Genomic DNA, 14,887 nt, shown 5'->3' on the forward strand with positions numbered 1-14,887 from the left:
GGGCCTGGGGTGGCCCTTGCGCAGATGTAACAGCGCTTATACAGTCTGGCCATGCCGCTCCCAGATGACGCCACGCTCGGCACCCTGCTCAGGCATCTGACCGAGCTGATGGATGGTGCGGTCGAGCAGGCCTATGGCTCACTGTCGCTCGAGTACCGACCCCGCTACACACCGGTCGTGCGCACCCTGCTCGAACTCGGCTCGGCGTCGATCCGGACGATTTCGGAGCATGCCGGCATCAGCCATTCGGCGGCGAGCCAGACCGTTTCGCAGATGGCCAGGTCCGGGCTGGTGAGCCTGCGCGCCGGTGGAGATGCCCGCGAGCGCATCGTCGTCCTGACCCCGGCCGCGGAGGCCGTCGTTCCGGCGCTGCGCCGGCAATGGGCCATCACCCAAGCCGCCGCGCAGGCGTTCGACGAAGAGCTCTCGATGCCGTTGTCGCAGCTGCTCCGCGAAGCGATCGCGGCGCTGGAGCGGCGCCCCTTCAGCGAGCGCCTCGCGTCGACAAAGCCGCCGAAGCCCCCCAGGAAGAACGCACAAGAATGAGACTCCCCACATTTCTATTGTGGGCGGTGCTGGGTTCTGCCGGTGCGCCAGTGGAGGCACAGCAGCGCCTTTCGCCCAAAGAACGCGACGCGGCGTTGCAGGCCATCACGACAGCCTTCAAGGAAGGCTACGTCTTTCCCGAGATGCGGCCGAAGATCGTCAAGGAACTCGACCGGATGCGGAGGTCGGGCCGCTGCGACGTAGACGACCCGATCGTTTTCGCCGACAGGATCACCGAAGGCCTTCGCAGCGTCAGCAACGACCGGCATCTCTCGTTGCGGGTGGATCCGGCAGCCTATGCCGCGGCGCTCGCCGCGCCGGACAGCGACGCTGGCGAAGAGGCCTGGTTCCGACGCCAGGCCCTCCGCGACCATCACGGCCTGGTGGAGATGAAGATCCTGCCCGGCAACCTCCGCTACCTGAAGATCGCCGGGTTCTCGTGGGTCAACGACGAGACCGGCGCCGCCTATGACGACGCCCTGCGCTTCCTGAAGGATGGCGACGCGATCATCATCGACCTGCGCAACAACGGCGGGGGTTCACATGCCGCGGTCCGCTACCTGGTCAGCCACTTCATGGAGCCCGACACGCTGGAGTTGACCTTCCTGGAGGGCTCGGAGACGCCCTCGCAGTCGCGGACCCTCGAACATCTGCCGGTCGGACGGGTGAAGGGCAAGCCGCTCTACGTTCTGATCGACGGACAGACCGCGTCGGCGGCTGAAGCGTTCGCCTACGACGTGCAGCAGTTCAAGCTGGGCCAGCTGGTCGGCGCCAGGACCGTGGGCGCGGCCAACAACAACAAGCAGCTGCCGGTGGCGCCCGGGTTCATGCTCAGCGTCTCCTACGGTCGTCCAGTGCATGCGGTGAGCCACGGCAACTGGGAAGGCACCGGCATCACGCCGGACGTGGAGACGCCCTCCGCGCAGGCCCTGGACGCCGCGCAGAAGCACGCGCTGGACAGGCTCTCGCGCTCCCCCGCCGCGACGGCCGAACAACGGCGGGACTACCGCTGGGCCGAAGTCGGCATCGAGGCACGCCTGCATCCGGTCAGCGTGGAGCCCGCCACGCTCGCGACGCTGACCGGGCACTACCGCAGGAGCGGCCCCGGAGCCGAGCCGATCCAGGTCGTACAACGCGACGACGGAGCGCTCTGGTTCGCCTTCCCCCGTCGCCCGGCCGCGCGCCTGTCGCCGCTCGCGCAGGACGTCTTCGCGGTCGAGGGCTATGACGCCCTGCGGGTTCGGCTGACCGGAAGGACCCTGGAGATGCTGTGGCGCGACGAAGCCGCTCCGCGCGTGTATCCGCGTGAGTGAAGTGCGGCTTGCTCCAGTGCGCATCCCCCCTCGCGGCTCAGCGCTGGCAGTAGCTCGGCATGGTGCTCGGCAGTCCCCCCGCGTAGGGCGACGGGACGGTGCCGAAGGGGTGGGCCTGGAGGAACTGCCAGACCGCCGCGCGCGCGTCCGTGGGGATGGTGTGCCCCCGGCCGTGGTTGCACAGCATGGCGAACTGGTTCTTGGACTTCAGGTCGTTGTAGTAGTTCTGGCTCGCCGTCTGGAAGTTGATGACGACCTGGTCGGACGCGCCGCCGTGGAAGATCATGGTGGCGAACTTGTTCGACGGGTCCTGCGTCGGGAGGGTGGACATCCTCCCGCCCGAGTAGGTCGCCACGCTCGCGATGTATCCCGAGCGGCGGTAGCTCATCTGGGTGGTGTTCAGGCCTCCCGCGCTCATCCCCATGCTGTGGATGCGGCTCACGTTGATGCCGATCTTCTGGATGGCACAGGCCAGGACCTCGTCGGCCACGCGGAAGTCGTCGTCACGTGACGTCGACGAGACGTAGAACCAGGGGAAGGTGCCCGCGGCGGGATCGTGCACCGGCGCCGCGACAATGCCACCCTGGGCCTTGATGGCTTCAATCTGCGTCGTGCCGATGCCCGTGGTGGCCTCCGTGGGCTGGCTGCCCGTGCCGTGCCAGTAGAAGACGAGCGGGCCGTCCAACGTCCTGGCCGCGTCCGACATCCAGATGCGAACCGCGCGGGCCGGGATCCCCGCCGGCCGGAACGTGAGCGTCCCGTCCACGAACTCGGGACAGGGACCGGTGGGCTGTGGAATGAAGGTGGGAGAGGGCCAGGCCAGACTGGCGCTCGTTCCCGCCAGCGCCTCGGAGGCGCTGGCCTCCGCGCCTCCATCTTCACCACCACAGGCGGACACGGTCACGATAAGAGCGGCGGCAAGGACCCTCTTCATGGCAGATACCCTCCGGGCAAAGGCACCGGTCAATGGGAAGACATCATTGGGACACCCTTTTCCAGGGAATACAAGCAAAACACCATAGACGGAAAAATACCGCGACTTATGCCTTTGACCTCCACCGTGGCCATCCCCCCTGCCGCAACGAGCGCGCTCCGCATCCCGGGTTACCGGACCTTCCTCATCACGTTCATGTTGGCGATGATGGCCGACAACATCGAGCACGTGATCAGCTACTGGGTGGCGTTCCAGAAGTTCCACTCGGCGGCGCTGGGAGGGTTCGCGGTGGTGTCCCACTGGCTGCCCTTCTTGATGTTCTCCGTGCCGGTGGGCGCGCTCAATGACCGGTTCGATTCCAGACGCCTCATCCAGGCGGGCATGGTGCTCTTCATCACCGCCTCCGCGGGGTGGGGCTACTTCTTCGTCACGGACTCGTTGCAGCTGTGGCACGCGATGGTGCTGCTCACGCTCCACGGCTGCGCGGGGGTCCTCTGGGGCACCTCCAGCCAGATGTTGCTCTACGACATCGTGGGCACGGCCTCCCTGGCCAGCGCGGTGCGCCTGAACGCGACGGCCCGCTACCTGGGCGTCCTGGTGGGCCCCGGGGTGGGCAGCATCATCATGCGGACGCTCGGGCCCACCCGGGGCATCTTCGTCAACACGCTGTTCTATCTGCCCCTCGTGCTCTGGCTGGTGGGCGCACCCCATGGCCGGCACTTTCGCGGGGCGCGGACGGGCCCCAAGCTTGCCGTGCGAGGCTTCGCGGACATCGTCCAGACGGTCCGCGACGTGCGCGGGATGCCCGTGGTCGCGCCCATGGTGTTGCTGGCGGGGGCCGCCTCGTTCTTCATTGGCAACAGCTATCAGGCGCAGATGCCGGGCTTCGCCCATGAGCTGGGCCATGGAGACCCCGGCCTGGCCTATACGCTGCTGCTGGGCGCGGATGCGGCCGGCGCGCTGCTGGCGGGCATCCTGCTGGAGACGCGCGGCACCTGGCTGCCGACGACGGCGGCGTCCGCATTGAAGATTGCCTTCCTGTGGGGGTGCTCGCTCTTCATGTTCTCGTTCATGCGCTGGTATCCGGCGGCGATCGGCGTGCTGTTCCTGGCCGGGTTCCTGGAGCTCTCCTTCAGCAGCATGACGCAGGCCATCGTGCAGCTGAATGCGCCGGATACCATCCGGGGCCGCGTGCTGGGGCTCTTCAGCATGTCGGCCTCCGGCCTGCGGGCGTTCAGCGGCGTGACGGTGGGGCTCTTGGGGAGCGTGACCAACATCCACCTCTCGCTCGGCCTGTCCGCCGTGGCCTTCGTGGTGGTGGCTGGACTGCTGCTGCTGCGCCAATCCCAACCGGACGCGCAGGCCCCTTCGTCACCTCCTGTGTGAGTGCTCGCATTTCAATAATTCTCTCATCGGGCGCCAGGGCCCCCCGCACAGTTGCATTCTGCTCGCGCGGAGGGGACGTGCGGACACTGACCCGCCAGGGGGACAGGGAATAGATCCAGGCGCTGCCCAGAAAGAGGGGCAGGCGTCCGCCTGCTCTCTTTCGTTCACGGTCGGCACACCGCCCGAAGGAGAATCGACGTGCAAACTCCCCACATGGTCTCCCTGCCGATCCAGGTGCGCAGACGCACCCTGGGTGCCATCGCATCGCTCGTGCTGGCCACCCCATGGATCCCGCTCCATCAGGCTCACGCGGAGCAACCGCCGCCGCCGTGTCATCCCAACCCGAACGCCGACGCGGATGTCGCCACCTTGGGAAGCCGTGGCGACATCGTCGCACTGCCCACGCCGCTGAAGGACCGGCTCCTCCGACTCGCGAGCCGGCCGCACACCTTCCTCCCCATGCAAACCTTCGCGGAGGCGGACACGCCCAGCCAGCTCTTCCAGTACTACCTGCTGGACACCCATGGCTTCGAGCGCAACGTCTTCGTCAGCATCATCCCCGGCGTCAATGACACCGCGATGTTGACGGCCACGGGCGGCAACTGCGGGCTGCCCACCGTCGCGGCGGTGCGGCTCGTCGTCGAGCCGAAGCCCGGGCTTCCCACCGACCCGAACGACGTCCGTGCCTTCATCGACGTCTTCACGGACATCTCCGGGCTCTTCGTCATCAACAACGAGAGCGGGTGGTACGAGGGCTGGATGATCCACGACCTGGTCGTCCCGCCGGTCGCGCCCGCGCGCCCTGACGGGCATGCCCGGTTCGGCACGATGACCCCCTCGGATGCCGACGTGATGGCGAGGATCGGACGCCACAACAATGTCCCCGGGAGGCTCTTCACGACGGATGGTAATGCCGTCCGGTTCCCGAGCGAGAATGATCGCTTCCCGTGGATCCAGAGCAACGTCGTCCCCATCCAGCTCAGCATGGGGGCGTACAACGCCATGCAGCAGTTGGACGTGCACAACTACTGGGAGTTCAACTACACCACGAACTGGGTCCACCCGCTCTACGAGCTGCCGTTCACCGGTGGCTTCCCCGACAGGATTGGAGCGCCGCCTGACACCTTCGAGGACGGTGAGCTTGGCTTGCTGAAGTCAATCGTCCCGGGCTCGGGGCCCAAGGGCGTGAAGAACCTTCCGCAACTGTATGGAGACAGCCCGTATCGCCCCCGCGATCCGGACCTCTTCGACGCGGAGGTCGACTCCCAGCGGGAGTTCCGCCAGCGCTTCATCCCGAGCGGGCTCGCCAACGAGATCTTCCTGGATGTCTATGTCCGGCTGGCGTCGTTCATGCCCTGGGAGAAGAGCCTGAACCGCCGCCTCTTCCACGCCTACGCCCAGGAAGTCGCGAGGGTCGACCTGAATGGTGACGGCGTCGTCTCGGCCGCCGAGGGAGACGTCGACGCCGCCTCGGATGGCTTCGCGGACAACACGCGGTTGTTCATCCCCGCCACGGCGTTCAATCGCTTCGCGGTGACTCGCGAGATCAACGATGGCTATCTGGCACCTCGCTTCGCCCCCAGTCAGCGCGCCTGGTTGCTGACGGGCGGGCGCGAGGAGGTCAGCCCCACGGTTCCCGCGTCCGCGGGGCGCGACGGCGACGACCGCTGAAGGCTCCCTGAGGCAGGGGGGCGCCCTTGTCGCCCAGCCGGGGGTTGAAGGCGGGCGTCGAGGTTTCGACATCACGGGAGGCACATGAGCTTCTATTTCCGTTGCCTCTCGCTGTTCGTGATGGGACTGGTCCTGTGTGAGTCCGGCTGCGCGGTCTGCACCCTGGGGGCGCCCCCCTCCGCGCGGAATCCGATTGCGGGGGCTTCGAGCATCATGCGCTGGAGCAAGCCCCAGCGGCTCTCCGCCGGGCCGTCGCTCTCGTGGGAGCACACGCGCGCGGTGGCGGGCCCCTCCGGGAGCGCGTTCGCCGTCTTCGCGCATGTCACGACCCAGAACGCGCCCCACGACTACACGGCAATCTACGCCAGCCGCTATGCCGCCACGTCCGACACATGGACGTCCGAACAGCCGCTCCAATCCCAACCCGGCAACCTTCTCCGGAGCAGTCTGGCCGCGGATGAGCAGGGAAATGCCCTCGCTGTCTGGCTCCAGCAGACCCCGGCCGGCAACACCTTCTTCGCAAGCCACTTTTCGGCGGCGACGGGCCAATGGAGCCCCGCGCTGCAGCTCACGTTCCCCGTCGACGACACCCCCACCATGCGTCTGGCCATGTCCCCCACGGGCGATGCGGTCTTCGTCTGGACGACGTTCTGCAAGACGCTGTGCACGCCCGCCGAGCACCGGGTGATGGCCATGCGCTATCTGGGGGCCAGCAACCGGTGGGTCCAGCCGCCGGTGCCCCTCAACTCGGCGCGTGAGACCCAGTCTCTCTGGCCCGCCGCCGCCCTCGACGCGAACGGCAGCGCGCTCGTGCAGTGGCAGCAGGCGGACGCCCGCGGTACCCAGGCCATTCATGGCAGCTCGTTCAACGCCGACAAGCTCCAGTGGTGTGGCGATGCGATCCTGAGCCGGACGAACTACGGCGCGGCCTCGACGCCCGCCATCGCCATGGACGCGTCGGGCAGCGCGCTCGCCGTCTGGCCACAGCGCTTCTCGACGCTGACCGGCGACTCGATGCAGGGAATCGACGCACGCCGCTACGACCGTGAGAGCAACACATGGCAGCCCGCCGAGCGCATCGACTCGCACCTCTCCGACTACGGAGGCATGTTCAACCCGTCCATCGTCGTCGCGACGAACACGGGCGATGCACTGGCCGGCTGGCTGTACATCCCCAGCCCCCCGCCCCTCACCGGGGCCGCCGAGGGACGCGTGTACAGCGCGGCGAAGGAGGCTTGGGACATCCGTCCGCGCTTCGACCGCAGCGTCGACCCGAACAACCCGCGGCTCGGCGGCACCGTACTGGGCGGATTTCCAGTGCTCGCCTCCGACCCGGCCGGTGACCAGGTCGCCCTCTGGGCACAGTCCGACCACACCGCCTGGGCGAGCTACCTCTACGCCCCTGGCAACTTCCGGCCCCCGGAACCCCTGCGGTCCGCGCCGGGAGCCGTCGTGGGCGCCATCACGGGGGCCATCGACCTGAATGGGCATGCAACGGCGGTGTGGATTGAGACCGCCGCGGATGGCGACAGCCTCTGGGTCGCTCGCTACCAGTAGCCCTGTCGGGCCCACGACTCCGGGGCCACGCCCGAGCACCGCGCAGCCCTCGAACCGGGGCTGCGCGGAGGGTGGGACGCCAAGGCCGGGTCAGCGGACCCAGGACACGTTGCTGATGGTGAACTTCGAGCCGTCTGTCTTCTCCGCGTTCGTGTACGGCGAGTACACCCGCGTGGAGAAGGTGTTGGCGGCGGTGTCCACCTCGATGATGCGCGTCGGGTTCGTCGACGCGTCATGGTAGGTGGTGAGGATTTGATAGATCTTGTTGCCCTGGGTGCCGGTGACCTCGCTGTACGCCGAGGTGCCCACGTGGCCGGAGAAGATGAACTTCACGTTGGGGTACAGCTTGAGCGAGTTGTCGAACACGTACTGCGGGCTGTTGTTGCCGTAGCCGCCGTTGCTCTGCTCGATGCCGCCGCTGCCCGTCTGATGCGAGTGGGTGATGACGATGACGTTGTGGCGGGGATGCGCCGCGATGACGGTCTTGGCCCAGTCAACCGCGCCCGTGCGCGCCCACAGCTCCAGGTTCAGCACGAGCCAGTCCAGGCCGCCCGCGGTGAACGTGTGATAGGCATTGTCGCACTTGCCCGTCTCGTACACGCCCGCCAGCGCCTGGAAGCGCGACACCGGGAAGTAGGTGTTGAACGTGGTGGTGTTGCGGAGGTTGGCGTTCACGTTGCCGGGGCAGGCGCTGCCGCCGGGGCAGGTGGCCGCCGTGTCATGGTTGCCAATGGCCAGCGCGTAGGGAATCCGGGCGTCGTCCAGCTTCTTGAGAGCGTTGCTGGCGCGCACGTACTGGATGTGGTCCGGCGTGTCCCAGTTCATCATGTCGCCCGTCTGCGTCACGAAGCGCAGGTCGAGCGCGGACCGGTTGTCCACGAGCCACTGCATGCGGTGGTCGATGAGGGTCGAGTTGCTGACCACCTCGTTCTGAACGTCCGGGATGACGACGAAGGAGAACTTCGTGTCCACGGGAGCCGGGGTGGTGGGCGCGGCGTAGAGCTTGATGCCCTCGTCCACCCAGCCGGCGGCGCTGAGGCTGCTGCGCTCGGCGTCGGTGATGGCGAAGCGGTGCTTGCGCAGCGTCTCATGGGAGTAGCGGTACACGGGGACGAGGCACGGGTCCGCCGTCTTCGAGGCGTAGAAGCCGATGCCCTCGTCGGTGGTGTAGCCGCCCGTGCTGACCAGGTCCTGCTTCTCCGTCGCGTCGATGGTCCAGAAGTGCTCGGCGCGGCTCGGGCTGTAGATGCGGTAGACGGGGGACAGGCCCGTCCCCGTGGCGGCCGCGGCCTTGAAGGCCACGCCCCGGTCCTCGGTGTAGCCGTACGTCGTGGCGGCGTTGGCCGCCTCGTTGGCGTTGAGCGTGTAGAGGCTGTCGCCCGTGCTCGCCTTGATGCGGTGATACATGGGGCCGCTCAGGGCGGCGCAGTCCAGCGCGGACCCGGTCGACGCCAGCTCCGGCGTCTCGGGCGTCTCCGCCGGAGTGCCACCGCTACAGGCGGTAAGCGCGGCGGCCAGTGCCACGGATGCAATGATTCTCAGGTGCCTCAAGGTGTGTCCTCGCAAGATGTCTCGGGTTGGAGCCCACCAGGAATTTGGCGGGTTTTACCGATTTCGCCGGTTGATTCGGCGTTTCTTGGGCGCGGATACCATTGAGGGTTTGGTCCTGGAAGACCCACCTATAAGAGTGTTCCGATTTTATCAGAACAGCAGGGAGCGCACGGGGACGCTCGCGTACCGCGTCGGCTTCCCGGGGCCGAGCTGGCCGTCGGTGTTGGAGCCCCAGGCCCAGAGGGTCCCGTCGGTGCGCAGCGCCAGCGCGAAGGTCTCGCCCCAGCGGTCGGGTGAGCTTGAAGCCACGGCCTGGACGCTCATCATGGCCGGCGCGGGGGTCGCGTTGGAGCTGAAGCTGGTGGTGCCGTTTCCCAGCTCGCCAGAGGTGTTCCGGCCCCAGTTGAAGAGCCAGCCGCTGGAGTTCACCACCATGGAATGGGTATTGCCCGCGGCCACGGTGACCACCCCGCTCAAGCCCGGCAGCTGCGCCGGAGTCGTCCGGTTGGCCGAGGCGGCGCTCCCCAGCTCCCCATTGGAGTTGCTGCCCCAGGCCCACAAGGTCCCGTCGGAGCGCACCGCCAGGGTGTGGGTATTTCCCGCGTCCAGGGCGACAACGTTGCTCAGCCCCAACAGCCGTACGGGTGTGGTCCGTTGGAGGGTGGTGCCATCGCCCAGCTGCCCCGAGGCGTTGTCGCCCCAGGCCCACACGGTGCCGTCGTAGTGCAACGCCAGCGAGTAGCGCAGCCCGGCGGCGACCGCCACGATGCCGCTCAAGCCCAGCACCTGCGTGGGCACGGTCCGTCCAGTCGTGGAGCCGATTCCCAACTGACCGTACCAGTTGTCGCCCCAGGACCAGACGGTGCCGTCGTAGCGCACCGCCACCGTGTGGCTGCCTGCCGCGGCCACGGCCACGATCCCATCGAGCCCCGGGACCTGCGTCGGCGTCGTGCGCGGGCTCGTGGACCCCAAACCCAGCTGCCCCGAGGCGTTGTCTCCCCAGGCCCACACGGTCCCGTCGTAGAGCAGCGCCAGGGAGTGACCTCCCCCCGCCGAAACCGAGCCCACATTGCCCAGCCCTGCGACCTGGGTCGGAGACGCGCGGGTGATCACATCGCCCAGGCCGAGTTGGCCATGGCTGTTGTCGCCCCAGGCCCACACGGTGCCGTCGGAGTGTTGCGCGAGCGCGTGGTTGCCCCCCGCGGCCACCGCCACGAGGGCACTCAACCCAGGCACCTGCGCCGCCCTCGTCTGTGCACCCGTGGTCCCATCCCCCCGCTGACCGTACTCGTTGTCACCCCATGCCCAGAGCGTGCCGTCGGCGCGCACCGCCAGCGAGTGCTCGCCGCCCGCACTCATGGAGACGATTCCCCCCGGCCCTGAGACCTGCTGGGGGGTGATGGCGACCTGCCGGTTTCCGGTGCCCAGCTGACCACCGAGGTTCTTGCCCCAGGCCCACAGGGTGTTGTCGGAGCGCAGCGCCAGCGAGTGATACCAGCCGGCGGACACAGCCACGATCCCCGTCAGTCCCACGACCTGCGTGGGCGACCTGGAGAAGTATCCACCCCAGCCGCCATTCTGCTGGGACGTGATGATGTAGCCCCAGATCCACACGGTGCCGTCCGAGCGCGCCACCAGGGAGTGCTCGTTGCCCGCATCCACGGACTTCACGTTCGTCACCCCGGAGACCTGCAGCGGGGTGAGCCGGTCGCTGGAGGTGCCATCTCCCTGCTGACCGGAGTCGTTGCCCCCCCAGGACCAGAGGACCCCATCCGAACGCAGGGCCAGGACGTGGGAGCCGCCCGCGCTGATGGAGGTGACTCCGCCCAGGTTCGACACCGGCCCCGGCAGGAGGCGATTCGTCGTGGAGCCGTCTCCGAGCTGTCCGTGGGAGTTGTTGCCCCACGTCCTCAGGGTGCCGTCGTCGCGCAGGGCCACGGAGAAGGAACCGCCCGCGGCCACGGCCACGACCCCGCTCAACCCTGACACCTGCACCGCCGTGAGACGCTGCACCGTCGTGCCATCCCCGAGCTGCCCCGAGGTGTTGTCCCCCCAGGCCCACACGGTGCCATCGGAGCGCAGCGCGAGTGAGTGGCTGTATGCCGTGGACACGGCCACGATCCCGCTCACCCCCGACACCTGGACCGGCGTGGTGCTGTTGACCGTCGAGCCGTTTCCCAGCCTGCCGCCGGAGTTGTTGCCCGCGGCCCAGACCGTGCCGTCGGGACGCACCACCAGGGAATGCGAGTAGCCCGCCGCAACACAGCCATTGAGGCACGGACGCGGACGGTTGAGGAACTCCTCGAGCACGGCCTTGCGGTGCGGCAGGAAGACGTCCAACACCGCCGGAGAGAGCCGGAAGCGGACCCCCTCCGGGCCTGTCTCGGTGATCTCACTGGTATGGGTGAAGCCCAGTGAGCGGGGCCAGGTCTGCGGGGTGCCCACGTTGGCGCCGTTGCTGAGCTCGTGACAGCCCGCGCACGACAGCGCCTTGGCGCGCTGGACGAGCTGATCCGGCGTCAGGGGGCTTCCGATGCGCGTCAGCTCCGTCTGGAGGGCGGACCTGAGCGTGCCGCCGGCTCCGAACTGGACGCTGTAGTTGTTCTCCGAACCCTGCGCCAGGCTCTGCCCGCCGTTGAAGCGCTCCGGCACCTCGTAGTTGAAGAGGTTGATGTCCGGCGTGGCCAGCATCGCCACCTGGCCCGGCAGGAAGGCCCGGAAGTCCGCCGCCAGCGGGTGCGTGGACGTGGGGCTGAACAGGCCCCCGAAGGGGTTCACCTTGTCCGTGACGATGACAGCCTTGAGCGCGCTGCACCCGGACGTGTCGCAGGTCTTCTGCAGCTTGAACTCCCGCAGCAACCAGGTCGGCTGCATGAACATGTTGGTGCGGATCTGCCCCGTGCCCCGGTTGACGTCCGCGCCGTAGTTGTCGATGTGCACCACCGGCCGGAAGCCGGGCAGGCCCTGGAAGTAGAACGTCCGGAGCGCGGCGGCGCGGGACGCGAGGTCGCTGTTGTTCGTCAATCCCTGCCAGAACTTCGCCACCGGCAGACACCCCTCCAGCCCCAGGGTCGGATTCGGGTTGGGCAGCGCGGCCTCGAAGATGAGGAAGTTGCGATTCGTCCCGCTGGTGGCGCCCGAGCGTTTGGCGAAGACGATGCGGTACTCACCGCACTCGGCGCCGTTCACCGGGGCCAGGTCGAAGCGGTTGAAGAGGCCCACGGCCATGTAGGCATTGCCCGAGTTCGGGTCGGTGAACGGATCCGTCTGGGCCTGGGCGCCCTCGGGGGCCCGGCACGCGTAGGGATAGCCGTTGAAGGCGGGGTTGCCGCCGGTATCCACCTGGTCGTTGCAGTGAGCGCCCAACCCCAGGCCGGGCTTCGGGTTCTGGGTGTCCCAGAGCTGGCGGAAGAGCTGCAGGCTCGTGAGTCCCGGCACGCCGCTCTGCGCGACGAGCTGATCCATCACCGCCTTCAGGGTGAAGGTGCTGACGATGGCCTGTTCGGTGACCACCAGCGAGCGACGGGCATCCACCGCCACCAGCGCGTCCAGCGTCCTGGTGGAGGAGTCATGGAGCTGCAGCCCGATGCCGCTTCGCTCGGAGTGGAGTGGCGTCACCCGGGTCGCGGTGAGCGCCTGCGCCACCGTCTCCCCGGACGAGGTCGGGACAGCGGTGGCGTCGGTGCCGGCGGGAGGCGCGGAGCAGCTCGCGAGCAGGGCGAGGGCGAGCGCCAGGGGCAGGCGGATGGAGGCTGGGAGCATGGCGGGAGGTACGGCGGAAGGGGCGCGGTTCACGCGTCAAAGACAGGCCACCGGCCTCGGGACCGGCGACGCAGGCTTTACATTATGATGCCACTTTTCACGCTATTCTAGTCCTGGTGTGTCAATCCGAAGGCACTCACCGACCTGCCTACCCGGGGGAAGCCGACACCCAGAAGCAGCTTCACCACTTGCATGCCATCAGCCTCTCAACCGGGATGAATTCACTGTTTTGCACTCACCGGTTGAGTGTGCCATCGCCAGCTTTGCAGGGCAGACCTGGGGATGCGGCATTGAATTGCAAGAGCATCCTTTCTTCCGATATTCAGTCAGGCGCAGTTCTCACCGAGAGGAGCTCCCGATGCTGCCGCGTGTCGTGAAGAGTGCTTTCGCTGTGATGGGTCTGGCCCTGGCCCTGGCCTGTGGTGGAGCGGAGACGACGGACGTCGATCAGACGGAAGGCGTCTCGACCGAAGCCCAGACGCCCACCACGGAGGCCGTGTCGGGCGACACCTCCGCCCAGGTACTTCCGGGCTGTGGCGGCTTCAAGCAGAGGTGCTGCGAGCTCAAGTACTGCAACACCGGGTTCGAGTGCGACCCCTCCACGTTGAAGTGCCTTTACTGAAGTCGTTCCGGTGAAGCTGTCCCGAGGCACCTCGTGGCTCCACCCGAGGTGCCTCGCCGTTTCGTGAAGCCCCTCTCTGGACCGCACCGGATTGCATCCACCGTCCCGGGCGAAGCCATGCGCCTTCTTCCGCACTAGACCCTGGAGGCCGCGGCCTCCAGCGCCGCGAGGATGACGGGGAGGTCCGCCTCCGCCGTGCGCCAGTTGGAGAAGGCCGCGCGCAGGCCGGGGCGGCCGGCGTACTGCGTGGGGGTGAAGTGCGCGCGCCCGTCGGCCTGCAGCGCCGCGAGGAGGCGGTCGCGCCGCGCGGCGTCCCCTGTGCGCAGCGCGAAGCAGGCGATGTTCAGCATCACCGGGGCCAGCAGCTCGTAGTGCGGGGACGCCGCTATTCCCTCCCCCAGGCCGCGGGCGAGCGCGCAGCTGCGCTCCACGAGGGCGCGGTGCCCGTCACGGCCGTAGGCCATGAGCGTCATCCACGCGGGCAGCGCCCGGAAGCGGCGCGAGTTCTCCGGCGTGCGGTGCAGCAGGTCCGGCCCCTGGCCGAGGTACGCGGCCACCGCGCGGAAGACGCGCTCCTGCAGCGCGAGGTGGCGCGTGAAGACGAGGCCGGAGTCGTAGGGCACGTTGAGCCACTTGTGCCCGTCAGCCGCGACCGAGTCCGCGTGCTCGAGCCCCCGCAGCAGGTGCGCGTGCGCCGGGCTGCAGGCCGCGAAGATGCCGAAGGCGCCGTCCACGTGCAGCCAGGCCCCATGGCGGCGGCACGCCTGCCCCACCGCCTCGATGTCGTCGAAGTCCCCGGTGTTCACCTCCCCCGCGCCCGCGATCACGATGGCCGGGGCACCGCCGAGCGCCTCCAGCCGGGCCTCGAGCGCCTTCGGATCCATGACGGGCCGGCCCGGGAGACACGGGACGGCCTCCACCGCGCGCCGCCCCATGCCGAGGATGGAGAGCGCCTTGAGCACGCTCGCGTGCGGGGCACCACCCAGCACCGCGACCCGCGGCAGCCCCCACAGCCCCTCCTCGCTCACATCATGGCCCAGCCGCTCCAGCGCCCACTGCCGCGCGGTCGCCAGCGAGACGAGGTTCGCCGCCGTCGCGCCGCTCACGAAGGCGCCCTCGAAGGTCTCCGGCAGGCCGAAGAGGGAGCGCAGAAGCCCCAGCGCCTCGCGCTCCACGCTGGTGGCGAGCGAGTCGCCGCTGTTGCTCAGGTTCTGGTCGTACGCGGAGACGAGCCAGTCGCCCACGAGCGCCGCGGGCGTGGTGCCGCCAGTGACGAAGCCGAGGTAGCGTGGCCCCGCGGAGCCGGAGAGCCCGGCCTCGTAGCGGCGGCGGAAGAGCGAGAGCGCGTCCTCGGCGCCCAAGCCCGCGTCGGGCAGCCCGAGTGGCGCGGGCGGCTCGGGGCGAACGCCCGCGGGGCGCTCGGGCAGCGCGGTGAGGAACTCGAGGGCGCTCGCGCGGGCCTGCTCGAGCAGGTCCGGGAGCCGGGAGAGGTCACGGGAGAGGAGGTCGCTCATGGGCACCTGGGGGCCCCGCTCCCTCCTGCGA

Annotated in this window: 10 protein-coding genes; 6 read left to right on the forward strand and 4 right to left on the reverse strand. The window is 68.5% G+C overall.

Annotation, left to right across the window (positions count from 1 at the left end; all coding sequences use genetic code 11):
- The first annotated feature begins 51 nt into the window (after positions 1 to 51).
- Both D7V97_RS00210 and D7V97_RS00215 read left to right on the forward strand, forming a co-directional pair.
- A complete protein-coding gene (locus D7V97_RS00210; RefSeq protein WP_120608534.1) occupies positions 52 to 546 on the forward strand; it encodes a MarR family winged helix-turn-helix transcriptional regulator in 495 nt (164 codons plus the stop codon).
- The gene (locus tag D7V97_RS00215) at positions 543 to 1,859 is read left to right on the forward strand and encodes a S41 family peptidase (protein WP_120608535.1); all 1,317 of its coding nucleotides are present in this window, start codon (positions 543 to 545) and stop codon (positions 1,857 to 1,859) included. Before D7V97_RS00210 ends, D7V97_RS00215 begins: the two co-directional genes overlap by 4 nt.
- Before the next feature lie 37 nt (positions 1,860 to 1,896).
- On the opposite strand, the gene D7V97_RS00220 is transcribed toward D7V97_RS00215, so the two are convergent.
- Positions 1,897 to 2,793 carry a hypothetical protein gene (locus D7V97_RS00220; protein WP_147444616.1) on the reverse strand — a complete coding sequence of 299 codons (897 nt, stop codon included), beginning with the start codon at positions 2,791 to 2,793 and terminating at the stop codon, positions 1,897 to 1,899.
- A gap of 126 nt (positions 2,794 to 2,919) precedes the next feature.
- On the opposite strand from D7V97_RS00220, the gene D7V97_RS00225 reads away from it, so the two are divergent.
- The 3 genes from D7V97_RS00225 to D7V97_RS00235 all read left to right on the forward strand — a co-directional run bounded on the left by D7V97_RS00225 (position 2,920) and on the right by D7V97_RS00235 (position 7,407).
- Positions 2,920 to 4,179 carry an MFS transporter gene (locus D7V97_RS00225; RefSeq protein ID WP_233582416.1) on the forward strand — a complete coding sequence of 420 codons (1,260 nt, stop codon included), beginning with the start codon at positions 2,920 to 2,922 and terminating at the stop codon, positions 4,177 to 4,179.
- A gap of 198 nt (positions 4,180 to 4,377) precedes the next feature.
- Positions 4,378 to 5,850, forward strand: a complete 1,473-nt coding sequence (locus tag D7V97_RS00230; protein WP_199728659.1) for a hypothetical protein — start codon at positions 4,378 to 4,380, stop codon at positions 5,848 to 5,850.
- An 84-nt stretch (positions 5,851 to 5,934) separates the two neighbouring features.
- Positions 5,935 to 7,407 (forward strand): hypothetical protein, encoded by a 1,473-nt coding sequence (locus D7V97_RS00235; protein ID WP_120608539.1) that lies wholly within the window; start codon positions 5,935 to 5,937, stop codon positions 7,405 to 7,407.
- Positions 7,408 to 7,497: 90 nt separating this feature from the next.
- Here D7V97_RS00235 and D7V97_RS00240 read toward each other — a convergent pair whose 3' ends face one another.
- Together D7V97_RS00240 and D7V97_RS45615 are read right to left on the reverse strand one after the other, a co-directional pair.
- Complete coding sequence (locus tag D7V97_RS00240; protein ID WP_233582417.1) at positions 7,498 to 8,931, reverse strand: metallophosphoesterase; 1,434 nt, start codon at positions 8,929 to 8,931, stop codon at positions 7,498 to 7,500.
- Positions 8,932 to 9,108: 177 nt separating this feature from the next.
- Positions 9,109 to 12,720 (reverse strand): RCC1 domain-containing protein, encoded by a 3,612-nt coding sequence (locus D7V97_RS45615; protein ID WP_233582418.1) that lies wholly within the window; start codon positions 12,718 to 12,720, stop codon positions 9,109 to 9,111.
- Positions 12,721 to 13,078: 358 nt separating this feature from the next.
- On the opposite strand from D7V97_RS45615, the gene D7V97_RS00250 reads away from it, so the two are divergent.
- Positions 13,079 to 13,342 carry a hypothetical protein gene (locus D7V97_RS00250; protein WP_120608540.1) on the forward strand — a complete coding sequence of 88 codons (264 nt, stop codon included), beginning with the start codon at positions 13,079 to 13,081 and terminating at the stop codon, positions 13,340 to 13,342.
- Positions 13,343 to 13,476: 134 nt separating this feature from the next.
- Here the strand turns inward: D7V97_RS00250 and D7V97_RS00255 are convergent, their stop codons facing one another.
- On the reverse strand, positions 13,477 to 14,856 hold the full coding sequence (locus D7V97_RS00255) for a pyridoxal-dependent decarboxylase (RefSeq protein WP_120608541.1): 1,380 nt from the start codon (positions 14,854 to 14,856) through the stop codon (positions 13,477 to 13,479).
- Positions 14,857 to 14,887: the final 31 nt, after the last annotated feature.

Origin of the sequence: Corallococcus sp. CA053C (assembly GCF_003611675.1) — a bacterium.
In the GTDB taxonomy this organism is placed as follows: Bacteria; Myxococcota; Myxococcia; order Myxococcales; family Myxococcaceae; genus Corallococcus.